Here is a 23,045-nt window from a genome sequence, read left to right on the forward strand (position 1 = left end):
CGCTTATAGGCAAATTGTCTGCGAAAATCCAGCGGTGAGACGCAGCTACGGACTTGATCAGCCGGCTGTGTTCCAGAATGACGGCAGCACCGGTTCCAGCCGGCCGCCGATCCGAAGCGGTTCAATCCGTTCCGCAAGGCCCGTGCGATCGTCAGTTTCGATGGCGATACCGCAAATCGTTGCAACACCTGTGGCGGGTGTGAACCTGGATCCGGGAATCTTGCGCTGAAAGCGGTTGACCGGTTCCTCTTTTTCCATCCCGAGCACACTGTCATAGGACCCGCACATACCAGCATCCGACATGAAGGCCGTCCCTTGCTCCAGGATCTGGTGATCGGCGGTCGGAACATGGGTGTGGGTTCCCACGACCAGGCTAACGCGCCCGTCCAGAAAGTGACCCATCGCCTGTTTTTCGCTTGTAGCTTCTGCATGCATGTCAATGACAATGGCATCGGCCACCTGCCCGAGCGGACACTCGCCGACCACCTTGTCGATCGCGGCGAAGGGATCGTCCATCGCGTCCATGAACACCCTGCCCATGACATTTGCGACCATCACCTGCGCACCATTGCGCGCAGTGTACAGATGGGCTCCCCGGCCAGGTGTGCCTGCCGGATAGTTTACCGGTCGCAACAAGCGATCCTGCCGCTCAATGTAGACGAGCGTGTCTCGCTGATCCCAGACGTGATTGCCGGTGGTCACCACATCCGCGCCGGCATCCAGAACATCCTGCAGGATGGCCTCGGTAATACCGAAGCCTGAAGCCGCGTTTTCGCCGTTGACGATTACGAAATCGAGTCTGTTGGTTTCCACAATTTCCGGAAGCTGCTCGATTACGGCGGTGCGTCCCGTGCGGCCGACCAGATCGCCAAGAAACAAAATTCGCATAAACCCTCGCCAGATCAGCCGAACGACCTGTAGCCCTGTTCGGTCAGGATTCCGTGTAAAGGTTTGTCATGCGCTTCTGTCGGCACGCGGTCAACCTCCTGAAGGGAAAAGGCAATGCCGATACACAGAAGAGCCCCGGTCTTCTCAAGCCCTGAAATAGTGGTGTCGTAGTAGGCCCTGCCATATCCGATGCGGTTGCCTGAGGCATCGAAGCCCGCCAGCGGCATCAGGAGGACATCAGGGCGAAGTTCCATCGCGTCCGGCCCCGGTTCGCGGCAGCCGAAACCGGCAGAAACCAGTTCCGTGTCCCTTTCAAGGCTCCTGAAGATCAGGCTGGGGCCCGTCATCACGGGCAGGCTGAGCCTGTGTCCCCTTTGACGCAATCTGTCGAGTAGCGGCCTGGGATCGATCTCGTCGCGTATCGGCCAGAAACCTGCGACCACCGCCCCTTCGGGAAGCGGCAGGGTATCACTGTGATCGACGAGTTGCAGGCTTTTTTCAATGCGCTCAAGCTCGTCCATAGCCGTGCGGCGGGCCAGTGCCTCTTTTCTGAGTGCATCTTTTTTGGCGGCAGGTGTCGTTACGTCTGTCATGGGCTCTCAAGAATTTCGTTGTCCTGCCCGGATTGCCCCATCAACAAAGGCAAGCGCAGCCGTCCGACCGTTGGAATTGCAATCCCGGGAAACCTACAATGTAGGTGGGCGCCGTATGCAACGGACCACGGCCCAGAGCAGGGACAGCTCCCGAAGGAATGCGTAAGGCCCCGGGGATAATGTTCCTGACGTATCGGGCAGCCGCAACTACCGCATATAGACCCGCGCTCCGGCAATTACCAGAGCGACATCGATTTCGTCACAAACGAAGTATTTCTGAAATCAAAACCGGGAACGATTATGACGGTTCCTGGGACCGCAGGCTCTTGGTCAGACCGTCGGCAAGGCTTTCGATCCGCGCAGCCGCCGTGTTGACAGCCCTGGATAGCTCTTCCTCGTTCTGGCTCATGTTGTCCAGCGCAGCCACCTGTTGCTGCTTTGCGTTCGCCAGATCCTGCTCAAGCGACTTCACTTTACGTTCAAGTTCCGACAACTGGTCAGTCGCCATGATCCCGGCCATCACCGTCAGGCGTTGGTCACCGATTTCTCCAAACGAGCCCTTCAGCTCCGATATCCAGCCATCGAATCGGTCTGCCAGCCCCATCAGACGGTCTTCCTCGCCGTCGTCGCAGGCCATGCGAAACGATTTGCCGTTAATCGTGACTGTTATCTGCGTCATCCGTCGTCGGTCTCCCGTGAATCAGCCCCCGTGAGCGTCCAGAACACTCCGGATGGTCTCCATTGCCGATACCAGCCGTCTGGAGACATCCTTGTTGGCTTCTTCAAGCCGCAGTGCGCGGGCTTCGCTCTCGTCAAGCGAAGCTGCCAGCTGCGACCGGTCCTCACCAAGCCTTTGCAGGTCATCTTGAAGAGAATTCAAGGACCTGTCCGCGTCCATGCGTCGCTGAACCGCTGTTTCCAGATGTCCGACAGCCGCATCCAGCCGTTTCACCGCATCGGTGATGCTGGTTTTTTCCATGCAGTCGATTTCCGCCATTTTATTAAATTGTCCCGATCTTTTGCGGCGGCCCGCCCTAACTTCCCATTCCCTGTAATTGGAGATTTGGCGCTTTCGCCTCACCTTGCGGCAAAATTGCCTGAAACCGGCGCTGCCCGGCGCGTCCAAGCACGCTTGGTGCTGCGAAAAAGCAAATCCATACTAGACCGTGGAGCTTAGGCAACGCATCTTCCCTCAGTCAATGGCACCCTTGGCAGAATCCTCAACTCTATAACCTGCGGAAGCGGTTTTTTGTTCCCGCATGCCGATTCGGCAGCTTTATTGACTCGGTGCGCGTTCCTGATATTTGTCTGGCGCCTGAACGGAACTGACAACAGTCAGTGTCTGAGAGATACACCTCGAATTTGCCTTGCCGGACGGTCCGCTCTGGTTAAAGAGGCTCCAAAGCAAGCAACGGGAAGATAATGACCGATCTTGAAAAACACCAGCGCATGGCAAACGCGATCCGCTTTCTTGCCATTGATGCCGTGGAAAAGGCGAAATCCGGTCACCCCGGACTGCCCATGGGCGCAGCCGATATTGCAACAGTCCTGTTTACCCAATTCCTGAAATACGACCCGACCGCTCCGAGTTGGGCCGACCGCGACCGGTTCGTCCTGTCCGCCGGACATGGCTCCATGCTGCTTTACAGCCTGCTTTACCTGCTGGGAAGCGATGACTTTTCGCTGGACGAGTTGAAAAACTTCCGTCAACTGGGGTCGCGCACTGCAGGTCACCCGGAATACGGCCACGGCGCCGGTATCGAAACGACGACCGGCCCATTGGGCCAGGGTTTCGGCAATGCTGTCGGCATGGCGATCGCCGAACGCCTGCAAAGGGATCGGTTCGGCAAGGAGCTTGTCGACCATTATACCTATGTTCTTGCCGGCGACGGCTGCCTGATGGAAGGCATCAGCCAGGAGGCTCTGACGCTTGCAGGCCATCTCAAGCTCAACAAGCTGATTGTTTTCTGGGACGACAACGGCATCTCCATCGACGGCAGGGTCGAGATCACCGACAGCACTAACCAGCAGGAACGGTTCGCCGCCTCAGGCTGGAACACGATCGACATCGACGGCCATGACCCTGAAGCAATCGCCGACGCGATCCGCCAGGCTCAGGCCAGCGATCGCCCGACACTGATCGCGGCGAAGACGACCATCGGTTTCGGAGCCCCGACCAAGGCCGGTACGGCGAAGGTTCACGGCGCGCCGCTCGGTGCTGACGAAATTGCCGGCACCCGCGATGCCCTGAACTGGCCCCATGAGGCATTCGAAGTTCCAAGCGACATCCTGGACGCCTGGCGCATCGCCGGCCTCAGATCCGCTCATGCTCACAAGGACTGGCAGAAACGATTTGCCGATGCCGACACGGAAACGCGGGCAGATTTCGAGCGCCGCAATCGTGGCGACCTTCCCGCAGGATTCACGCAGGCTGTTCTTGACTACAAGAAGAAGCTTGCCGAGGACCAGCCGACCATGGCGACCCGCAAGGCATCTGAAGCTGTTCTCGGTGTCATCAATGAAGTGGTCCCGGAGACGATCGGCGGTTCTGCCGACCTGACGGGCTCCAACAATACCAAGACACCTCAGACGCTGCCGGTGACACCGGACGATTTCTCGGGCCGCTACATCCACTACGGGATCCGCGAACACGGCATGGCCGCCGCCATGAACGGCATGGCGCTTCACGGTGGCATCATTCCCTATTCCGGTGGGTTCCTGATCTTCTCGGACTATTGTCGTCCTTCAATTCGCCTTGCGGCCTTGATGAAGCAACGCGTCATTCACGTCATGACGCACGATTCCATCGGCCTTGGCGAAGACGGCCCGACCCACCAGCCGGTGGAGCATTTCGCGGCTCTTCGCGCAATTCCGGGCCTTACATTCTTCCGTCCGGCCGATATCACCGAGACACTGGAATGTTGGCAGCTGTCGCTTGAAAGCCGGGACGGACCTTCGGTTCTGGCACTCACCAGGCAGAACCTTCCCTCGGTTCGCAAGACCTTCGAGGAAGGCAACCTGTGCGCCAAGGGTGCTTACGTTCTCGCCGACAGTGACGACGAGGCAGCCGTCACGATTTTCGCATCGGGCTCCGAAATCGAAATCGCTCTCGATGCTCACAAGGAACTGACCGAAGACGGTATTGCCGCGAGGGTCGTTTCCGTCCCATCCTTCGAGCTGTTCGAAGCACAGTCCGAAGACTACAAGGCTGCGGTCATCGGCTCCGGCGGGGTCAAGATCGCCGTTGAGGCCGGTATCCGCATGGGGTGGGACCGGTTTATCGGAAATGATGGCGTATTCGTCGGCATGTCCGGCTTCGGTGCAAGTGCGCCCTACAAGGCTCTTTATGAGCATTTCGGTATCACCAAGGATGCCGTTGTCGCCGCCGCAAGGGAACGGCTCGGCGCCTGATAAAGATTAATCCCGGCAGCTCGCGATCCTCCAGAAGCCGCCGGGTCCCCGAGCACGAATGTGCTCTCAAACGCAGCCACCTCTGGTGGCGTACCAATCAGCGTCATACCCTGAAAGGCGCTAGAGATTGCGGGAGTGGAAAATGGTAACCAAGGTAGCAATCAACGGCTTCGGTCGCATCGGTCGGAATGTCCTGCGTGGCATCGTGGAAAGTGGCCGCACGGACATTGAAGTCGTGGCGATCAATGATCTCGGTCCGGTTGAAACCAACGCACATCTGCTGCGCTATGATTCCGTTCATGGCCGTTTTCCGGCACAGGTAAGTGTCGACGGCGATACCATCTCCGTTGGCGGTGGCAAGCCGATCAAGGTAACGGCCATACGCGACCCGAAAGAACTTCCCTGGGGCGAACTCGGAGTGGAAGTCGCTCTGGAATGCACCGGCATCTTCACTGCCAAGGAAAAGGCAGCCATGCATCTGGAGGCAGGCGCGAAACGTGTTCTGGTTTCAGCGCCTGCTGCCGGTGCGGACAAGACCATCGTGTTCGGTGTCAACGACAGTGCGCTGACCGCCGACGACCTCGTTGTCTCCAACGCATCCTGCACCACCAACTGCCTCTCGCCGGTTGCCTACGTTCTCAACGAGACCATAGGCATCGAAAAGGGCTTCATGACGACGATCCACTCCTACACCGGCGATCAGCCGACGCTGGACACCATGCACAAGGATCTTTACCGCGCCCGCGCGGCAGCCATGTCCATGATCCCGACTTCCACAGGTGCGGCAAAGGCCGTCGGTCTGGTTCTGCCGGAACTCAATGGCAAACTGGATGGCGTTGCCATCCGCGTTCCCACACCGAATGTTTCCGTCGTTGACCTCAACTTCATCGCCAAGCGAGAAACCACCGTCGAGGAAATCAATGCAGCGATCAAGCAGGCTGCGGACGGCAAACTGAAGGGCATCCTGGGCTACACGGAAGAGCCTCTGGTTTCCATGGACTTCAACCATGACAGCCATTCCTCGGTCTTCCACATGGATCAGACCAAGGTTCTGGACGGCACCTTCGTTCGTATCCTGTCCTGGTATGACAACGAATGGGGCTTCTCCTGCCGCATGGCGGACACCGCCGTGGCGATGTCGAAGCTGATCTGAGCAGTGGATCGGATGCCAAGACATCCGTCATAGTACCAAGGGCGGTTGCAGGTCTTCTGCATCCGCCTTTTCATTGTTTGAACTGTTTCCGACGACAGGTAAGTTCCATGGCTTTCAAAACTCTCGACGACCTGAACGACATTTCCGGCAAACGGGTTCTGGTCCGTGTCGACCTGAACGTGCCGATGGATAGCGGCAGGATCACCGACACGACGCGGATCGAACGTGTGCTGCCGACCATTCGCGAGCTTTCCGAAAAAGGAGCAAAGGTCATTCTGCTGGCCCATTTCGGCCGGCCGAAGGGCGAACGCGTTGCGGATATGTCTCTTGCGCCGGTGGCACCCGCCGTCGCCGAATTGCTTGGAAAACCGGTTGCATTTGCAGACGATTGCGTCGGCGGCGTAGCAACTGAAATGGTGAACGCCATGTCGGACGGCGGTGTTTTGCTGCTGGAAAACACCCGCTATCACAGGGGCGAAGAGAAGAACGATCCGGACTTTGCCAGGGCCCTGGCTGCAAACGGCGATATCTATGTCAACGACGCCTTTTCCGCCGCGCACCGGGCACACGGCTCGACCGAAGGCATTGCCAGGCTTCTCCCGGCCTACGCGGGCCGAACCATGCAGGCCGAACTGGAAGCGCTCGGATCTGCGCTCGGCGACCCTGTTCGCCCGGTCCTTGCAGTCGTCGGCGGTGCGAAGGTTTCCTCGAAGATCGATCTTCTGGAAAACCTGGTCTCCAGGGTCGACATGCTGGTGATTGGTGGTGGCATGGCCAATACATTCCTGGCCGCAAAGGGCACCGATGTCGGCAAATCGCTTTGCGAGCATGATCTGGCCGATACGGCCAGGAAAATCATGGTGGCTGCCGAGGCGGCAAACTGCGACATCGTACTGCCCGACGATGCTGTGGTTGCACGGGAATTCAAGGCAGGAGCCGCCAACGAGACAGTCGAGCTTGATGCCATACCCTCCGATGGCATGATCCTCGACGTCGGCGCGGCCTCCATCGAGACCGTCAAATCCAAGATCGATTCGGCGAAAACCCTGGTCTGGAACGGACCTCTGGGAGCATTCGAAATCGAACCGTTCGACAAGGCAACGGTCGCAGCCGCAAAACATGCTGCTGAAAACACCCGTGCCGGCAAGCTCAATTCCGTTGCCGGTGGCGGCGACACGGTCGCGGCGCTGAACCACGCTGGTGCTGCTGAAGGCTTCTCTTATGTCTCCACCGCGGGAGGCGCTTTCCTGGAATGGCTGGAAGGCAAGGAACTTCCGGGCGTCAAGGCGCTCGATACCTGAAGATCCGCAAAGAAGGGGAAAAGATATGCAGCGCGGTTTTACAAACATTCTCGCCGTGGACGTGGCGCAAACCGCGGCATTCTACGAAACGTTGCTCGGCCTGAAGCCGAAGTTCTCTTCCGACTGGTTCGTCAATCTGGCAGATCCCGGCAATCCGGACCTGGAACTCGGGATTCTGCAGCGGACAAACGAAATCGTTCCGGCCAGTGCCCGACAGGCGCCGGCCGGCGTGATCCTCACCTTTGTCGTGGACGACTGCGACACCATCCATCAGCGGGCGATCGCTTCCAACGCCGACATCGTTGAAGCTCCGACCGATATGCCATACGGGCAACGCCGGATGATTGTCAGGGATCCGGCTGGAACCTTCATTGACATCAGCTCACTGGTGTAACAAGCTTTTGCCCTGTTCCAGCCACACGCATGATTAATTTGAAGGCCGAATTAATTGTGTGTGCAATATTTCCGTCAGTGCCTTGTATTTAAATTGATTTAAGCGGTCGCGCCGCTCTTTCCATAACCGAAAATATTGTTAGAACGACCGAAGATTTACGCGCCGCCAAACTGGCCAGTCAATTCAATTCGGCTGGCGGGCGGAACACGGAACCGGATCCTTGGGAGACACTTGATGGCACGTATTACCCTTCGCCAGTTGCTTGATCACGCCGCAGAGAACGACTACGGCGTTCCGGCGTTCAACATCAACAACATGGAGCAGGCCCTTGCGATCATGGCTGCCGCCGATCAGACCGATGCACCTGTCATCATCCAGGCATCCCGCGGCGCCCGCTCCTACGCTCACGACGTGATGCTCAAGCATATGATGGATGCTGTCGTCGAGATTTATCCTCATATCCCTGTCTGTGTTCACCTCGACCACGGCAATGCACCGCAGACCTGCATGACCGCGATCCAGGCCGGGTTCACATCCGTCATGATGGACGGTTCCCTGGAAGCGGACGGCAAGACCCCGGCCAACTGGGACTATAATGTCGACGTGACCAAAACCGTGACCGACATGGCTCATCTCGGCGGCATCTCCGTGGAAGGAGAACTGGGTGTTCTCGGCTCGCTTGAAACCGGGATGGGCGACAAGGAAGACGGCCATGGCGCGGAAGGCAAACTCAGCCACGATCAGCTGCTGACCGATCCCGCCGAAGCGGTCAAGTTCGTGCAGGAAACAAAGGTCGACGCACTGGCAATCGCGATGGGAACCAGTCACGGCGCATACAAGTTCACCCGTCAGCCAGACGGCGAAATCCTGGCCATGCACGTGATCGAGGAAATTCACCGCCGCCTGCCGGCAACTCACCTCGTCATGCATGGCTCCTCTTCCGTTCCTCAGGACCTTCAGGACATCATCAACCAGTTCGGCGGTGAAATGCCCCAAACCTGGGGCGTGCCGGTCGAGGAAATTCAGCGCGGTATCAAGAACGGCGTGCGCAAGATCAACATCGACACCGACAACCGGATGGCAATGACCGGCCAGATCCGCCGTGTGCTCAGTGAAAACCCGGGCGAGTTCGACCCGCGCAAATATCTGAAGCCCGCCCGCGAAGCCATGCAGAAGCTGTGCGTTGAGCGTCTGGAGGCTTTCAACACCGCAGGTCAGGCTTCCAAGATCACGAAAATCATCACATTGGCCGAAATGGCCGGCCGCTATCAGGATGGCAGCCTTGACCCGAAAATCGGTTGACAGGCGCCGTTCTGCCCAATTGATTCACTCACTTTATTGAAAGAGGGGCCTTGCGTCCCTCTTTCGCCGTCTTTAGGGACAAGAAACCCAATAGCAATCCCTTCAGTCAGGATCCCGAACGTGAATCGCCCGCGCCTCTTTCTTGTAACGCCTCCGGAATTCGACATCTCTGACATGGCGGCAAAGCTTGAACAGGCATTTGCCGGAGGTGATGTTGCATGCGTTCTGATCTATTTGCCAGGCGCCGGAACAAAGGCTGTTCAGGAAGCTGCTGAAATACTGGTTCCGGTTATCCAGCAAGGGGGCGCAGCCGCTCTCGTCTACGGGGATACCCAGGCGGCAGGTCGCAGCGGTGCGGACGGGGTGCATGTCGACACTTCCCTGGAGGACATCAAGCTCGCCGTGGAAAGCTTCCAGCCGGAGCGGATCGTCGGAACAGGCGGAACCAAGCTCAAACACGATACGATGGAAGCGGCCGAAACCGGCGTTGACTACATTTTTTTCGGCAAGCTCAGCCTCGATGAAAAGGAAAAGTCTCACGACAAGACGCTCTCCGGCGCCTCATGGTGGGCAGAACTTTTCGAGACGCCCTGCGTCGCGATGGCGGGCAACTCGATGGAGACACTTGCAGAAGTGGCAAAGACAGGCGCGGATTTTGTTGCTCTGAAGGATGCCGTCTGGCAATCAGATGCAGATGTTTCCTCCGTGGTCGCCGAAGCCAATCGCATTCTTGAGGCCCATCCGTTTCCGGAAATGGAGTAATTTGCCGGGAGCCACCAACCAGGCAGGGAGTAGGATCGATGCCGACCAGAAGCGCCCGTCCTCACGACACATTGCGGACCATGTTCGTGGTAATCTGTGCGTTCCTGCTTGGGCAAACAGTCCTGAATGCATCCGCTCAGGAGGCAAATTTCGACGCGGTCAATGCCGACGAAAATACGGCCGCCGAGCCTGCACTCATCGATGTCACCACGCGGGACAAGACCCTCTTCAGCATCGTGGACGATGGGCCGCCGAAATTTGACGAGAGCGAAACCGTCACAGCCGAGACAGCCTATTCGGCCTTCCAGCGCGGATGGTTTCTGACGGCACTCGGATTGGCCACGCCACTTGCCGAACAGGGCGACAAGGCGGCTCAGGCCCTGCTTGGTGTCCTCCACGAGAAAGGTCTCGGCATCAGGCTGGACAAATCCAAGGCAGCTGACTGGTATTCCCTGGCCGCCGACGCGGGCGACAGCGGGTCCGCCATGCAACTGGCACAGTTCTACCTTCTCGGGACAGGCGTTGACGTTGACAAGGCCAAGGCGGCCGATCTTTTCGAACAGGCTGCCGGGGCAGGAAACGCGTCCGCGATCTACAACCTCGCGATCCTCTATCAGGAAGGTGAGGGACGCCCCTTCAACGAAGCCAAGGCCCGCGAACTTCTGGAAGAAGCAGCCGCCATGAACGATCCCGAAGCACAATATGCTCTCGGACTGTCCTTCATTGAATCGCAGACCGGTCTGAACGATCCGGGCCAGGGTGCCTTTTGGCTTGGTCGTGCCGCACGGCGCGGACACACGTCTGCTCAGGTCTACTATGGCATTCTGCGGCACCAGGGCAAAGGTGTGGATCCGGACGAGGCCGAGGCAGCCGACTGGTTCGAGCGGGCCGCGACGGCAGGCAACCCGGTCGCGATGAACCGGCTGGCCCGTATCTATGCCTACGGCCGCGGACGAGAGCAGGATTTTGCAGCAGCAGCAGGCTGGCATCTTGCTGCCCGCACCAACGGTGTTCCCGACCACAATCTCGACAGGATCGTCGAAACACTCGACGAAAAGACCATGGAAGACGCCCGCAAACTTGCGGAACAGCACGCAGCGACACTCATGGCACCGACGGAAGATCCAGCAGCTGAATCGCCATAAAATCCACTCCGAGCCGGTCAATCGGAGGAGAATTTGCCTTTTTTCCTTGAAACAGCCCGGCTTTTGTGGTGGACAGGCGCGAGCAATTTCTGGCGCCTCGGTTTGAATGCCGGGGACCGCTCTGCTCCAGATCCTAACAATTGATAAAATCGGTCGTTCCATGAAAATCAACGGTAACGAAATCAAGCCTGGTAACGTGCTGCAGCATCAGGACACGCTCTGGGCTGTCGTCAAGGTTCAGCACGTGAAGCCTGGCAAGGGCGGTGCGTTCGCACAGGTCGAGATGAAGAACCTGCTCGACGGCCGCAAACTCAACGAGCGGTTCCGCTCTGAAGACAAGGTCGAGCGCGTCCGCCTCGAGCAAAAGGACTTTCAGTACCTTTACACTCAGGACGACATGCTGATTTTCATGGACACGGAAACCTACGAGCAGCTGGAACTGCAATCGGAATTTGTCGGCGACCGTGCCGCTTTCCTGCAGGATGGCATGATGGTGACAGTGGAGCTGCATGAAGAACGCCCGATCGGGATCACGTTGCCGCAGCATGTCACGCTTGAAATCAGCGAAGCGGATGCGGTTGTAAAGGGACAGACGCAATCGTCTTCCTACAAGCCGGCCCTGATGGAAAACGGTGTCCGCGTCATGGTGCCCCCCTTCATTACTGCCGGTGAGCGGATCATCGTCGATACCGGCACGCTGGAATATGTTCGCCGCGCCGAATAGAGCCGGACATTGAACAAGAAGACCTGGTGCGCCCGGAACCCCGGGCAGCGCCCAACAACAAGTGACAATCTATGGCCCGCACAGCACTCCTCAACGTGATGGTTCAAGCCGCGATCAAGGCCGGACGCAGTCTGGTCCGCGATTTCGGTGAAGTGGAAAATCTTCAGGTCTCCCGCAAGGGACCAGGTGATTTCGTATCGGCTGCCGACCGCCGTGCGGAGGATATCCTGCGTGGCGAACTCTCCAGGGCACGCCCGACCTTCGGGCTGGTGATGGAAGAAAGCGGTGTTGTCGAAGGCTCCGACGGCCAGCATTGCTGGCACATTGACCCGCTCGACGGTACTACGAATTTCCTGCATGGCATTCCGATTTTCGCCACGTCTATTGCGCTTGAACGAGCTGGTGAGATCGTCGCCGGTGTCATTTTCAATCCGGTGATGGATGAACTCTACACGGCAGAGCGAGGCCGGGGCGCCTATTTGAATGATCGCCGGCTTCGGGTTGCAGGTCGCACGGAACTGCCGGAAATGCTGATCGGTACCGGCATGCCTTTCATCGGACATGGCGATCACGGCCGCGCCCTCCGTGAGCTGCGCTATGTCATGCCTGAGGTCTCCGGCGTCCGTCGTGCCGGTGCCGCCGCTCTCGATCTTGCCTGGACCGCTTCCGGACGGCTCGACGCCTACTGGGAACATAATCTGAATTCCTGGGACATCGCGGCCGGAATTCTGATGGTGCGCGAAGCCGGTGGTTTTGTCAGCGACCTTCAAGGCAAGAACAAGATGCTGGAATCAGGCGACGTACTGGTTGGTAACGAATACGCCCACAGGCACCTGCTCCGCCTTCTGAAACAGGCCGAAGACGCAGCTTAGGTTGAACGAGGTTTCATTCAGGTTTGAAACAGCCTTCCACCGTCATGAACCGTTGACCGCGGCTCCACAAACTTTCCCTGGTATCAGGCAGGAACGGCGATCCGCGACAGGTTGACGACATGCTGACCACCGCCGTTTCCGCGGGCATCGACTTCCAGTGAAAGATATTGGCCGGTCCTGTACCTCGATGCCTTGGTCAGCACCTCGAAAAAGGTTGTGCCCTGGGGTTCGGTCAGGAAAGTGTTGAATTCGAACCCTCCGCTTCCGCTATAAAACCCTTTCAATGTTTCGGCGCCAAGGCTTTGGCTCTTGTCCAGTGCATACATTTCGACCGGGAATGCTGTCTTTGGAAAACCGCTGATATTGACGATTTCAACATTGACCAACTGGCTGCCCTTTTTCTGTGGCCCGGTGCCGGGAAAAAAAGTCATGTCGCGGAACCGGTACGCAAAAATCAGCGTTTTGGTATTGTCGGATCGAACCACTCGACTTTGAACGGCACCTGTGATCCGGCCGCCTGACCCGGTCGGACCGTTGGTACCATTCGGCGGCGTATGACTTCCCGCATCGAAGGGGATGACTTCGTCATAGATCACCGTACCGCCAAGGTCCGTGCGGCTCACATCCTTCACATGAAGGACGTCATAGCCTTCGAAGTCATAGTCGGTCTGTGCGGGTCGCAAAGTAGTGTTGAAGGGAAAATTGCCCGACTGGCAACCGCCAAGCGCCAGCACTCCGAGAAGAAATTTTCTGCGCTGCATATCAATCAATCCTGAAACACTTGAACATATGTACAGACGGCAATGATTGTCTGTTTCGCGTGAAAGCCACAGTTTCCACTCGTGTGGGCAGAACTTCAAGCTACAACTCAAGACAGCGTATGGTTAGGCGATAGTCGATTGATACGAATCTCAGGAGAATTCGTACGGGCAAGGCGCAATGCCGTTGAAACAGCGGGAGCATGTGGCTGGACGTTAGAAATTGACAGCTGAATTCACGCGCCCCAATCTGTCGCAAAGGAGCAAGACACATGCCGGAAATTCTGTCCGATGCCCAGATCGCGTCTTATCGTGAAACAGGATACCTGGTTCTGGAACGCCATCTCCCGGAGACTGTCTTGGCGGAAATTCGCGCCGAGATCAGCCGTTTCGAGACCGAAGCGCGCGGCATGACCGCTTCCAATGACCGTCTGGACCTTGAAGACACTCACACCCCGGACCGGCCGCGCCTGAGACGCATAAAGTTGCCCCACAAAATCAGCGACGTCGCGCGTGAATTGATGTTTTCGGACCTAATTCTGGCCCCCGCCCGGGACCTGATCGGGCCTGATCTCAGGCTGCATACGACAAAACTCAACATGAAGTCGGCCGGTTACGGCGCTGCTGTCGAATGGCATCAGGACTATGCCTTCTATCCGCACACCAATGATGACATCCTGGCCATCGGCGTCATTATCGACGATATGGAAAGCGAGAACGGCCCGCTGAAAGTCTATCCCGGAAGCCACAGGGGACCTGTTCATGACCACCATGTCAACGGTGTTTTCGCCGGCGCGTTCATCCCTGAGGAAGTCGGGTTGAACCCGTCCGATGCAGTCGAATTGAAAGGACCGGCGGGGTCGATTTCAATTCATCACGGGCGGATCATCCACGGTTCGGCATTGAACACATCCGAACGCTCGCGGCGCATTCTGTTCTACGAAATGATGGCCGCTGACGCATTTCCCATAGTGGGTTCAATGACCAAATGGGACGGGATTGAAGATTACGACACACGGATGCTTTGCGGTGAACCGACGCTCCAGCCGCGTCTCAAGGACATCCCGATCCGCATCCCGCAGCCTCAGCCCGATGTGCCGATCTCTATCTATGAAATCCAGAAAGGGTTGAAAAAGCGTGCGTTCGACACCTGCAAGTGATGACCCGCATTGGCCACGAGACAAAAGGAAAAGGCTGTCGCGTCAGGCACCAGATCAATACGAACGATCCAAGAACCGACAGCCTGACCTAGGTGATCATGACCGCGAGAAGAGGTTTCCGCGATGAAAGCATCAAGCAATCGAGCACCTGCCACTGCAACACCAAGCGTAGGGAAGTGAGTGCAATGCATTGGGTTCGCTCACTGATTACGGGGATTTCCATTCCCTGCCTCATGCTCGGTCTTTTGTTTTTCATTGCCTCACTCACCCCCTCACTCATCCCTCGCGGTCCATTTGTACAAGGTGTGCTCGGGGGAATAGTCATCGCTATCGGTTATTTGCTGGGCAAGATCATCGACCTGATATGGCGGGCGGCGGATCTGCCGCGTTCGCGCGGCAGACCGGCTCTTGTTGGCAATATCCTGCTGGCCGCCACCGTGATCTTCCTTGCGGTTTGGACGACGACATCCAGTCTCAAATGGCAAAACGAGCTGCGGAGCAAGATGGGGCTTGAACCTGCGGAAGCCCAGCATCTGGCAACCATCCTGCTTTGCGCCGCAGCGACGTTCGCGGTTGCGTATGTAATCGGCGCGGTGGTCGCAACCCTGTTCCGATGGATCCGGTCCCGCTTCTATCGTTTCATGCCCGCCCGGCGTGCAAATGTCCTCGGCGTGGTAACGGTTGTCCTGCTTCTGTTCGTCGTCTCACGCAACGGTATTCTGGATCAGGTCGTGACCGGGCTCGACGAGAGCTACGAGGCAGCACAAAAGCTTTTCGATTCCGCCCCACCACCACCTGCAGACCCGAACCAGACCGGCTCATCGGCTTCGTTTATCGACTGGCGAGCCATGGGACAGCCCGGAAGGGACTTTGTGACGTCAGGACCGGATGCCGAGGCAATTTCGGCTTTCACCGGTAAGCCGGCCCTCGACCCGATCCGGGTTTATGTCGGCCGCGCAGACGGTGATACGCCCAACGAACGCGCAGAACTTGCGCTGGCAGAGCTCAAACGGCTCAACGCATTCGAGCGCGAGGTATTGATCGTCACAAGTCCGACCGGAACCGGTTGGATGGATCCGGGATCACACGATCCTCTCGAATACATGCATGGTGGCGATATCGCGACTGTGAGCGCACAGTATTCCTATTTGCAGTCACCGCTTGCTTTGATCCTTGAAACCCGCGCTGGACTTGATCAGGCGACCGCCCTTTTGAAAATCGTGCACAAGTACTGGAAAACGCTGCCTGAGAACGACCGCCCCAGGCTCTATGCACATGGCCTCAGCCTTGGTGCATGGTCTTCAATGTATGCGACCAACCTGTTCCGGCTCGTTGACGATCCGATAAACGGTGCCTTCTGGGCGGGTCCGCCATTTCCGTCCGACCTTTGGCATTACGTGCAAAATGCGCGGCAACCCGGCAGCCCCTGGATGTTGCCGACGATCGGCGAAGGATCCCTTGTCCGGTACGCGTCGCACTATGCGGATGCGTCTAAAGCCGAAGCCGGATGGGGCCGGATGCGCATTGTGTTCCTGCAATATTCAAGTGACCCCATTGTATTTTACGATCCGTTGTCGCTGTGGCGCGCACCTCCGTGGATGAATGACCCGCCAGCCGAAGATGTATCAGACCATCTGACCTTCATCCCGATTGTCACCCAGTTTCAACTCGCCCTGGACATGGCACTGGCATTCGGCGCGCCGGCTGGCCACGGCCATGCATATTATGCACAGGACTACATCGTCCCGTGGGTGCAGGTGACTGATCCGGAGGGCTGGACCGCCGAGGACACCGAACGACTGAAGGCTCATTGTGATCTGGGATTCCAGAAGGGATGTTCCAACGGGAGATGATGCTGGAACCGAAGGTCCCGCTTCAGACGGTTTTGCCGCGCCAACCCCGCGTCCCTGGCGGTGCTTGCAAGCGCCCTGCACTTCAGGCTTTCCAGACATTATTACCCCTTGACCGCGATAAGAGGTTTCCAAGGTGTTAAAAATCACGCTATCAATTACTTACCTCTGCAACAGGTGATTGATTGCGAAATATGGCCCGTGAATTTGACCCCTATAGTCTGTCCAGCCCGAAGGCATATCTGACCTTCATGATCATCTTTCTGGTGATCGTCGCCTTCATCGCATTCATCCTGTTTCCGCAAATTTCAACCGCCTTCGTAAGCAACCCCGGCCTCAATGGCCTGATCGTTCTGGTTGGCGTTTTCGGCGTCCTTCTCCTGTTTGGCAGGGTTATCCGGCTGTTTCCGGAAATTTCCTGGGTCAACAGTTTCCGGATGGGCGATCCTGCGCTGGATACCCGCTCGCCCGTTCTGCTGGCCCCGATGGCTGCACTCCTTGGCAACAAGGCTGGCGACATGGCCCTGACGCCGACAACGGCAAGGTCGATCCTCGATTCCATCGGCATGCGCCTCGAGGAATCCCGCGAAATGTCGCGCTACCTGACAGGCCTGCTTGTTTTCCTAGGACTTCTCGGCACCTTCTGGGGCTTGCTCCAGACCGTGAGCTCGGTCGGCGCGACGATCCAGTCGCTCGACGTCGGCTCCGGTGACGCCAATGTCATCTTTGAGGACCTGAAGGCCGGCCTGGAAGCACCGCTCTCCGGAATGGGCACGGCGTTTTCGTCCTCGCTCTTCGGCCTCACCGGGTCTCTTGTTCTCGGCTTTCTGGATCTTCAGGCCGGTCAGGCCCAGAACCGGTTTTACAACGAATTGGAAGACTGGCTTTCCACGGTCACTGACATCGATCCGGAAGACGGCGTCTTCAACGCACCGGACGCACCGGGTGTCGAGCAGATCCAGTCCTCGATCCAGTCACTGCAGAAAAGCATCGAGGACGGCGGCAGCAAGAACGCCGCCCAGGCCATGGCCAATCTTGCCGAAGGAATCCAGGGACTGGTCAAGCATGTGCGCTCCGAACAGCAGATGATGCGGGACTGGGCAGAAGCCCAGGGGGAACAGCAGAAACGGATCGAGGGATTGCTGACCTCCATTTCCGCCGCATTTGATCGCGCGAAGGAGTAACGACCGATGGCCGGAGGACTGCGCGCCCGCCGCCGCGCCCAGACAACGGACTACTGGCCGGGCTTCGTCGATGCGATGGCGACCCTCCTTCTCGTCATTATTTTCCTGCTGTCAATTTTCATGATCGCGCAGTTCTTCCTGTCGCAGCAGCTGTCGGGTCGCGACACGGTCCTGAACCGGCTGAATACACAGATCAGCGAACTGACGGAGTTGCTGGCGCTGGAACGCGCATCGTCCGGTGAACTTGAAGATACGATCCTCGGCCTGCAGGCGAGCCTGTCCGACGCCGAAGCGGAGCAGTCCCGACTGTTAGGCCTCCTCGACAGCAGTTCCGGCGCAGCCGATGCAGCCGGCGGGCGCGCCGCCCGGCTGGAAAACCTCCTTGATGACGAACGTCAGGTCAGCCAGGAAGCCCTTGCCCAGGTCGAGTTGCTCAATCAGCAGATTGCAGCTCTTCGCCGCCAGATCGCAGCCGCCAATGCCGCGCTCGAAGCCTCCGAAGCCAAGGAAGAGGAAAGTCAGGCGAAGATCGCAAGCCTCGGCCGCCGCCTCAACGCTGCGCTCGTCCAGCGCGTGCAGGAACTGTCGCGTTACCGGTCCGACTTTTTTGGCCGCCTGCGTGAGATCCTGTCCCAGAGATCCGATATTTCCGTCGTTGGCGACCGGTTCGTATTCCAGTCCGAAGTCCTGTTCGATTCCGGCTCCGAAGACATCAATCCAGCCGGTGAGCAGGAACTCGAGAAGCTCGCCGAGGCGATTCAGGAGCTCAGTGCTCAGATCCCCGACGAAATCAACTGGGTTCTGCGCGTCGACGGCCATACAGACGCCCGCCCGCTCTCCGGCGCGGGACGCCTGCGCAACAACTGGGAACTCTCCGCGGCCCGCGCAATTTCAGTTGTTCGGTATCTCATTGAAAAAGGCGTCGAACCCAAGCGTCTGGTTGCCGCCGGTTTCGGAGAATTCCAGCCGCTGGAAGAAGGCGAGACCCCTGACGCACTTGCAAAGAACCGCCGGATCGAGCTGAAGCTGACCGAACGATGACGAGCAGCTGCCCAGCCGGAAGAAACCGGGTCAGGAGATCTGCAGCCTGCGTTGTTTTGCCCGCCCGTTTTCACCGTCAGTCTTCTGTGCAATAGCAATCCGCATATGCCTGTTTCGTCACGGCGGACTGTGCACACGAAAAAGCACGAAAATTCGAAATGTCGATCGGATTGGTCGTTCCGGCCGATACGGCATAATATCGGGTAAACAGCGATTTCGCCGCATCGTCGGATTTGATCTTCTGAGCTGTCTTCATAAGGCTTCCCGCCGTCATGTCAGGCACGGCGTAGGCGGCAGCAAAAGAATATTCCAGTGCCCAATTTGCGGCTTTGCCAGCCTGTGTCGCCGCAAGATTGGTCAGATACCAGGTCGCAGCATCGAGAATTGTCCCGTCCTTGCGATCGTACAGATACGCCGTGAAGGCGGGATTGTTCCCAAAAACCGGGCTGACGGATGGGGAAATGTGAGCAGCAATCGCCGGCTGATTATCCTTGTCCCTGAGGATGACAAAGCTGTCCATGTGGGTGTGACCGGAGAAGGTGAATTTCACGACGTCCGGATATTTCTGCATCAGCGCAATGAAGCCGTTCGAATATTCCTCTTTCCAGTAGGGCGTAATCCGGTCCGGGCACTTTCCGCCCTGATCCGAAGTTGAGTAAGCGTTTATTCCGGGAGGAACATGCATGATGATTTGTGCGTTCCGTCCGCTCGCGTGCGCCTGCATAAGTTCACGCTCGAGCCAAGACATCATAGTCCTGCCAGGATTGCCTCCCTTCGGTTCACAGCGGTCGTCATACTTGATGGACCAGAATATGTCGTTCAAAACAATGATGTCGTGTGATGGCACGGTCGGATGCGCCACCTTGTAGTAGCCACCTGCGTCAAAATTCTCGAACGCGCCCGGCTGCCCGCTCAGTCCTTGCCATTGACGCTTCAAACCGGCGGTAAAGTCGCTCCCAGGTGCGATCATGTAATCTCCGCAAACCGCATCCGTGTTTCCGAGGGCACCAAAAATTGGCACGTGCGGAAAATGACTTTCAAGTGCGTTGGAAACAAATCGGGCGGTTTTGATCGAAAAACTGTCCAGGCCCTTTGCACCCGGACCGGCATGGCGGCGGTAGTTCCGGCCGAACCCGTGGCTCAGGTAGTCACCGGTGTAAAGCACATAGTCAAAAGCTATCCCGGTTTTCGCAGCCGCACGAAGCGCCGAATGGGTCAGGGGATACCCCGCGTCCGAGCCATAGCCCTGAAACTTCTGTCCCGATCCTTGCGCAAAGATATGCGGCCAGTCTGTTACCGGACTCCGATCAAGTTCCGGGACAAGGGAGGGCGTTGTGAACGGATCAAAGTGAATGTCGGTCACAATCAGGAAGACACCCTGATTTTCCCCGATTTCAAATGGCGGATTGGCAACAGTTTCAGCGGAAAGAGTGCCAGCCGATCCAATGGCAATGAGGGCAGCGAAAATTTTGCTGCGCAACCGCGGAATCCTGCAACATGCCATTCTTCAACTCCTGTGGATGCGCTTGCATTGACCTGCATACCCAGACATTGGACAGCAACGGACTACGACATTACGACCGGCTGCCCACATTTCAATGCGTTTTTGAATACCTATAAGCATGGCCAATTCATACGATGTTTTCTATTGTAAATCGTCGTCGTATTTGCGTTAATTTACATTAGTAAAATTGATTATTTCATTTTGAGGAGAGCACTGAACGTGTCTGTATTCGACAAGACACTGGAGCAGTTTCTTGTTCTAATCTGCTTGAGTGGCCTGGCAATTATTTTGCGGGGCCGCGGATCAATACTAAAGCAAGAACAAGACGTATTTGCTCGGCTTGTTACCGAGTTTGCACTCCCTTCGCTGATATTTTGCACAATCAGCCTCGAACCGTTCACAGTCAGCCGGCTCCTCCCCGCCTTGTCGATGTTTGTTTCGATTGCCGTCGTGATGCTGGTAGCATGGTTGATCGGACGCGCCATGAGACTTAGTCGGCCTGTGCTCGGGTCACTGATCCTCGTCGCAGGTGTTGGCAGTTCCTCGACGCTTGGCTACTCGATCATTCGCAACGTCTTCAACAACAACCACGAAGTGATGAACCAGGTTGTGACAATGGGCGAATTCGGCGTCGTGCTGCCGCTTTTTACTTTCGGCATCATGATCGCCATTTATTTCGGCCGCAAGGAAGATGATGAGGTCAGTTTCGGTGCATCTTTTGTCAGGTTTTTCCGCTCACCGATCTTCCTTGCCACGGTCCTGGGGATCGTATTCTCACATATGGGCTTCGATCAGAATGCCTGGTTGATGAAGTTCCTATATTCCCTGCTCAAGGTCATCGCCTCGTCTCTGGATGTCCTGGTGGCCTTTGCTGTTGGTCTGATGCTTCGGCCAATTGATTTCAAGAAACTTGTCCCCCTCATTGCCGTTGTCGTCGGCCTGAAACTCGTGCTTGAACCGACCCTGGCACTGACTATCGCGGACGCGCTCAGTCTGCCGAAGATCAATCGCGAATTGCTGGTCATCGAAGCGGCTATGCCATCGGGAACGATTGCTGCAGTCCTGGCGGTCCGCTATGGATGCGACGGCGCTGTGGCATCAACGCTCGTGGTCGCGACATATCTTCTAAGTCTCATTGCCCTGCCGCTGGTATTGACCTTCGTCATGTAGGATTTGCATGCAAAACAGGATTCAAGCGCTGGAAAATACTAAGATACGCAACGTAACGCGCATAAAGAAGTGAGGTCTGGAATGTCCGAATACTACGATCTTGGCACGTTTTCCTGGCAGGTTTCCGTCAGCAACCCCGAAGCGCAGGTCTGGTTCGATCGTGGCCTCATATGGTGTTTCGGATACAATCATGAAGCAGCAATCGCCTGCTTTGAAAAGGCACTTGAGCTAGATCCTGATTGCGCCATGGCGCATTGGGGCATCGCCTATGCGGTCGGACCCAATTACAACATGCCCTGGGTCCTGTTCGATCCGGAAGCCAAGGGCCAGGCGCTCGCGCGTGCGTATGACGAGAGCCGGGCGGCCTGCGCCGGCAACCTGTCCCCAGTCGAAAGGGAATTGGCCGAAGCGTTGACGGCACGCTACCCCCAACGCGAACCGATCGAGGACCAGAGAGGCTGGGACAGGGATTTTGCGGACGCAATGCGTAGGGTTCATGCCGCGCATCCTGACGACCTGAATGTCAGGTCGTTCTTTGTCGAGGCCATCATGAACCTGACCCCCTGGAAAATGTGGGATCTGGCCTCGGGGAGTATCGCGGAAGGCGCTGGTACCGCCGAGGCAATGAATGTTCTGGAAAGTGCATTTGCCGAAATTCCGGCATCCTGGGAGCACCCGGGCCTGTTGCACCTTTATGTCCACTTGATGGAAATGTCACCGTTTCCGCAACGGGCGTTACGTGCCGGTGATCAACTGCGGGAGCTGGTACCCGATGCAGGCCACTTGATCCACATGCCGACCCATATCGACGTGCTTTGCGGACAATACAGCAATGTTCTGCACTGGAATCAGAAAGCGATCGAGGCCGACCGTAAATATCTTGAGCTGGAAGGGCCGATGAATTTCTACTCGGCCTACCGGATCCACAACTATCATTTTGCCATTTTCGGCGCGATGTTCCTGGGTCAGTTAGAACCTGCCATGAGCGCTGCAGAGGAACTGATCAGAACCGTACCGGAAGAACTCTTGCGAACACCTTCTCCGCCCATGGCGGACTATCTGGAAGGTTACCTGGCAATGAAACAGCACGTACTTGTGCGTTTCGGAAAGTGGCAGGAGATCATCGATCAGGAACTGCCCGCCGACGCCGACCTTTACAGCTGCACCACAGCGATGACCTGTTACGCCAAGGGCGTCGCGCACTCCGCATTGGGCCAGATTCCGGAAGCTGAAGCCGCGCGCGCCCACTTTCTGGAGGCAAAGGCACGCGTCCCCGATACCCGCCTTGTTCACAACAATACCTTTCAGGATTTGCTGGCCATTGCCGAAGCAATGCTGGATGGAGAGCTCGAGTATCGACGGGGCAATCATGAGGAGGCGTTCGCCCATCTGCGCCGGTCAGTCGCGCTTGACGACGCGTTGCCTTATGACGAACCCTGGGGCTGGATGCAGCCTACCCGTCACGCACTGGGCGCTCTGTTGCTTGAACAGGGACAGGTTGAAGAGGCGGAAGCGGTCTACAGGGCTGACCTCGGCCTGGATGGCGAGCTCAGCCGTGCCTGCCAACATCCAGACAATCCCTGGAGCCTGCATGGCCTGCATGAGTGCCTGAAGCGCCGCGGGGATACCCTGGAAGTAACCCTTGTCGCGCAGAGGCTGGAAATTGCAGCAGCCCGCGCGGATGTGCCGATCACCGCATCCTGTTTCTGCCGGAGAACACACTCCCCGCAATAACGCTGAAGCACTCTCGCAATACGGTTGGCAAGACAGCTGCAGGCGCTTGATGGGCAAAGACATGCCTTTCCGGCAGGAACAGCTGCGTACAATCCGGGC

General features: G+C 57.4%; 21 protein-coding genes and 1 other RNA gene. 15 read left to right on the plus strand and 7 right to left on the minus strand.

Features of this window, described 5'->3' with window-relative positions; genetic code table 11:
- Nucleotides 1–57: 57 nt before the first annotated feature.
- The 5 genes from ACO6TI_RS00940 to ACO6TI_RS00960 all read right to left on the minus strand — a co-directional run bounded on the left by ACO6TI_RS00940 (nt 58) and on the right by ACO6TI_RS00960 (nt 2,460).
- Nucleotides 58–888 (minus strand): TIGR00282 family metallophosphoesterase, encoded by an 831-nt coding sequence (locus ACO6TI_RS00940; RefSeq protein ID WP_055113842.1) that lies wholly within the window; start codon nt 886–888, stop codon nt 58–60.
- Nucleotides 889–902: 14 nt separating this feature from the next.
- On the minus strand, nt 903–1,481 hold the full coding sequence (locus ACO6TI_RS00945) for a 5-formyltetrahydrofolate cyclo-ligase (RefSeq protein WP_104700889.1): 579 nt from the start codon (nt 1,479–1,481) through the stop codon (nt 903–905).
- A 52-nt stretch (nt 1,482–1,533) separates the two neighbouring features.
- A non-coding RNA gene (gene ssrS / locus ACO6TI_RS00950) (6S RNA) lies at nt 1,534–1,688 on the minus strand.
- Between the two features lie 91 nt (nt 1,689–1,779).
- Nucleotides 1,780–2,160: a cell division protein ZapA gene (locus ACO6TI_RS00955; protein ID WP_055113847.1), complete on the minus strand. Its 381-nt coding sequence runs from the start codon at nt 2,158–2,160 to the stop codon at nt 1,780–1,782.
- Nucleotides 2,161–2,181: 21 nt separating this feature from the next.
- Entirely contained in the window at nt 2,182–2,460 is a 279-nt protein-coding gene (locus ACO6TI_RS00960) for a DUF4164 domain-containing protein (protein WP_055114310.1), read from the minus strand.
- Nucleotides 2,461–2,903: 443 nt separating this feature from the next.
- On the opposite strand from ACO6TI_RS00960, the gene tkt reads away from it, so the two are divergent.
- From tkt to ACO6TI_RS01005, 9 genes are all read left to right on the plus strand, one after another.
- The gene (gene tkt / locus ACO6TI_RS00965; RefSeq protein WP_104700888.1) at nt 2,904–4,892 is read left to right on the plus strand and encodes a transketolase; all 1,989 of its coding nucleotides are present in this window, start codon (nt 2,904–2,906) and stop codon (nt 4,890–4,892) included.
- A gap of 142 nt (nt 4,893–5,034) precedes the next feature.
- Nucleotides 5,035–6,045: a type I glyceraldehyde-3-phosphate dehydrogenase gene (gene gap / locus ACO6TI_RS00970; protein ID WP_055113850.1), complete on the plus strand. Its 1,011-nt coding sequence runs from the start codon at nt 5,035–5,037 to the stop codon at nt 6,043–6,045.
- 107 nt (nt 6,046–6,152) lie between these two features.
- Nucleotides 6,153–7,346 carry a phosphoglycerate kinase gene (locus ACO6TI_RS00975; protein WP_197000000.1) on the plus strand — a complete coding sequence of 398 codons (1,194 nt, stop codon included), beginning with the start codon at nt 6,153–6,155 and terminating at the stop codon, nt 7,344–7,346.
- 25 nt (nt 7,347–7,371) lie between these two features.
- Nucleotides 7,372–7,740 carry a VOC family protein gene (locus ACO6TI_RS00980; protein WP_196896540.1) on the plus strand — a complete coding sequence of 123 codons (369 nt, stop codon included), beginning with the start codon at nt 7,372–7,374 and terminating at the stop codon, nt 7,738–7,740.
- 234 nt (nt 7,741–7,974) lie between these two features.
- The gene (gene fba, locus ACO6TI_RS00985; protein WP_029064595.1) at nt 7,975–9,042 is read left to right on the plus strand and encodes a class II fructose-bisphosphate aldolase; all 1,068 of its coding nucleotides are present in this window, start codon (nt 7,975–7,977) and stop codon (nt 9,040–9,042) included.
- Nucleotides 9,043–9,162: 120 nt separating this feature from the next.
- Entirely contained in the window at nt 9,163–9,804 is a 642-nt protein-coding gene (locus ACO6TI_RS00990) for a thiamine phosphate synthase (RefSeq protein WP_196999999.1), read from the plus strand.
- Nucleotides 9,805–9,842: 38 nt separating this feature from the next.
- Complete coding sequence (locus tag ACO6TI_RS00995) at nt 9,843–10,949, plus strand: tetratricopeptide repeat protein (RefSeq protein WP_196901169.1); 1,107 nt, start codon at nt 9,843–9,845, stop codon at nt 10,947–10,949.
- Between the two features lie 160 nt (nt 10,950–11,109).
- On the plus strand, nt 11,110–11,673 hold the full coding sequence (gene efp, locus ACO6TI_RS01000; RefSeq protein ID WP_055113860.1) for an elongation factor P: 564 nt from the start codon (nt 11,110–11,112) through the stop codon (nt 11,671–11,673).
- Between the two features lie 71 nt (nt 11,674–11,744).
- Entirely contained in the window at nt 11,745–12,545 is an 801-nt protein-coding gene (locus tag ACO6TI_RS01005) for an inositol monophosphatase family protein (RefSeq protein ID WP_055113862.1), read from the plus strand.
- A gap of 83 nt (nt 12,546–12,628) precedes the next feature.
- On the opposite strand, the gene ACO6TI_RS01010 is transcribed toward ACO6TI_RS01005, so the two are convergent.
- Entirely contained in the window at nt 12,629–13,306 is a 678-nt protein-coding gene (locus tag ACO6TI_RS01010; protein ID WP_196896538.1) for a hypothetical protein, read from the minus strand.
- 269 nt (nt 13,307–13,575) lie between these two features.
- On the opposite strand from ACO6TI_RS01010, the gene ACO6TI_RS01015 reads away from it, so the two are divergent.
- From ACO6TI_RS01015 to ACO6TI_RS01030, 4 genes are all read left to right on the plus strand, one after another.
- Nucleotides 13,576–14,463, plus strand: a complete 888-nt coding sequence (locus ACO6TI_RS01015; protein WP_422384172.1) for a phytanoyl-CoA dioxygenase family protein — start codon at nt 13,576–13,578, stop codon at nt 14,461–14,463.
- Nucleotides 14,464–14,561: 98 nt separating this feature from the next.
- Nucleotides 14,562–16,316, plus strand: a complete 1,755-nt coding sequence (locus ACO6TI_RS01020) for an alpha/beta hydrolase (protein ID WP_422384173.1) — start codon at nt 14,562–14,564, stop codon at nt 16,314–16,316.
- A gap of 191 nt (nt 16,317–16,507) precedes the next feature.
- Nucleotides 16,508–17,497, plus strand: coding sequence for a hypothetical protein (locus tag ACO6TI_RS01025; protein WP_055113870.1), 990 nt, complete (start codon nt 16,508–16,510; stop codon nt 17,495–17,497).
- Nucleotides 17,498–17,503: 6 nt separating this feature from the next.
- The gene (locus tag ACO6TI_RS01030) at nt 17,504–18,538 is read left to right on the plus strand and encodes a peptidoglycan -binding protein (RefSeq protein ID WP_055113872.1); all 1,035 of its coding nucleotides are present in this window, start codon (nt 17,504–17,506) and stop codon (nt 18,536–18,538) included.
- 76 nt (nt 18,539–18,614) lie between these two features.
- Here ACO6TI_RS01030 and ACO6TI_RS01035 read toward each other — a convergent pair whose 3' ends face one another.
- Nucleotides 18,615–20,018: a metallophosphoesterase gene (locus tag ACO6TI_RS01035; RefSeq protein ID WP_422384174.1), complete on the minus strand. Its 1,404-nt coding sequence runs from the start codon at nt 20,016–20,018 to the stop codon at nt 18,615–18,617.
- A 243-nt stretch (nt 20,019–20,261) separates the two neighbouring features.
- Here ACO6TI_RS01035 and ACO6TI_RS01040 point away from each other — a divergent pair, with 243 nt between their 5' ends.
- Together ACO6TI_RS01040 and ACO6TI_RS01045 are read left to right on the plus strand one after the other, a co-directional pair.
- A complete protein-coding gene (locus tag ACO6TI_RS01040; protein WP_055113876.1) occupies nt 20,262–21,212 on the plus strand; it encodes an AEC family transporter in 951 nt (316 codons plus the stop codon).
- An 81-nt stretch (nt 21,213–21,293) separates the two neighbouring features.
- Nucleotides 21,294–22,946 carry a tetratricopeptide repeat protein gene (locus ACO6TI_RS01045; RefSeq protein ID WP_422384175.1) on the plus strand — a complete coding sequence of 551 codons (1,653 nt, stop codon included), beginning with the start codon at nt 21,294–21,296 and terminating at the stop codon, nt 22,944–22,946.
- Nucleotides 22,947–23,045: the final 99 nt, after the last annotated feature.

This window comes from Roseibium album, from assembly GCF_965233825.1.
GTDB lineage: Bacteria > Pseudomonadota > Alphaproteobacteria > Rhizobiales > Stappiaceae > Roseibium > Roseibium album.

What these genes read in the sequence shown, in the direction of transcription:
- ACO6TI_RS00940 (WP_055113842.1), bottom strand. Translation starts at nt 888, where the DNA reads ATGCGAATTTTGTTTCTTGGCGATCTGGTCGGCCGCACGGGACGCACC.
- ACO6TI_RS00945 (WP_104700889.1), bottom strand. Translation starts at nt 1,481, where the DNA reads ATGACAGACGTAACGACACCTGCCGCCAAAAAAGATGCACTCAGAAAA.
- ACO6TI_RS00955 (WP_055113847.1), bottom strand. Translation starts at nt 2,160, where the DNA reads ATGACGCAGATAACAGTCACGATTAACGGCAAATCGTTTCGCATGGCC.
- ACO6TI_RS00960 (WP_055114310.1), bottom strand. Translation starts at nt 2,460, where the DNA reads ATGGAAAAAACCAGCATCACCGATGCGGTGAAACGGCTGGATGCGGCT.
- tkt (WP_104700888.1), top strand. Translation starts at nt 2,904, where the DNA reads ATGACCGATCTTGAAAAACACCAGCGCATGGCAAACGCGATCCGCTTT.
- gap (WP_055113850.1), top strand. Translation starts at nt 5,035, where the DNA reads ATGGTAACCAAGGTAGCAATCAACGGCTTCGGTCGCATCGGTCGGAAT.
- ACO6TI_RS00975 (WP_197000000.1), top strand. Translation starts at nt 6,153, where the DNA reads ATGGCTTTCAAAACTCTCGACGACCTGAACGACATTTCCGGCAAACGG.
- ACO6TI_RS00980 (WP_196896540.1), top strand. Translation starts at nt 7,372, where the DNA reads ATGCAGCGCGGTTTTACAAACATTCTCGCCGTGGACGTGGCGCAAACC.
- fba (WP_029064595.1), top strand. Translation starts at nt 7,975, where the DNA reads ATGGCACGTATTACCCTTCGCCAGTTGCTTGATCACGCCGCAGAGAAC.
- ACO6TI_RS00995 (WP_196901169.1), top strand. Translation starts at nt 9,843, where the DNA reads ATGCCGACCAGAAGCGCCCGTCCTCACGACACATTGCGGACCATGTTC.
- efp (WP_055113860.1), top strand. Translation starts at nt 11,110, where the DNA reads ATGAAAATCAACGGTAACGAAATCAAGCCTGGTAACGTGCTGCAGCAT.
- ACO6TI_RS01005 (WP_055113862.1), top strand. Translation starts at nt 11,745, where the DNA reads ATGGCCCGCACAGCACTCCTCAACGTGATGGTTCAAGCCGCGATCAAG.
- ACO6TI_RS01010 (WP_196896538.1), bottom strand. Translation starts at nt 13,306, where the DNA reads ATGCAGCGCAGAAAATTTCTTCTCGGAGTGCTGGCGCTTGGCGGTTGC.
- ACO6TI_RS01015 (WP_422384172.1), top strand. Translation starts at nt 13,576, where the DNA reads ATGCCGGAAATTCTGTCCGATGCCCAGATCGCGTCTTATCGTGAAACA.
- ACO6TI_RS01020 (WP_422384173.1), top strand. Translation starts at nt 14,562, where the DNA reads ATGACCGCGAGAAGAGGTTTCCGCGATGAAAGCATCAAGCAATCGAGC.
- ACO6TI_RS01025 (WP_055113870.1), top strand. Translation starts at nt 16,508, where the DNA reads ATGGCCCGTGAATTTGACCCCTATAGTCTGTCCAGCCCGAAGGCATAT.
- ACO6TI_RS01030 (WP_055113872.1), top strand. Translation starts at nt 17,504, where the DNA reads ATGGCCGGAGGACTGCGCGCCCGCCGCCGCGCCCAGACAACGGACTAC.
- ACO6TI_RS01045 (WP_422384175.1), top strand. Translation starts at nt 21,294, where the DNA reads ATGTCCGAATACTACGATCTTGGCACGTTTTCCTGGCAGGTTTCCGTC.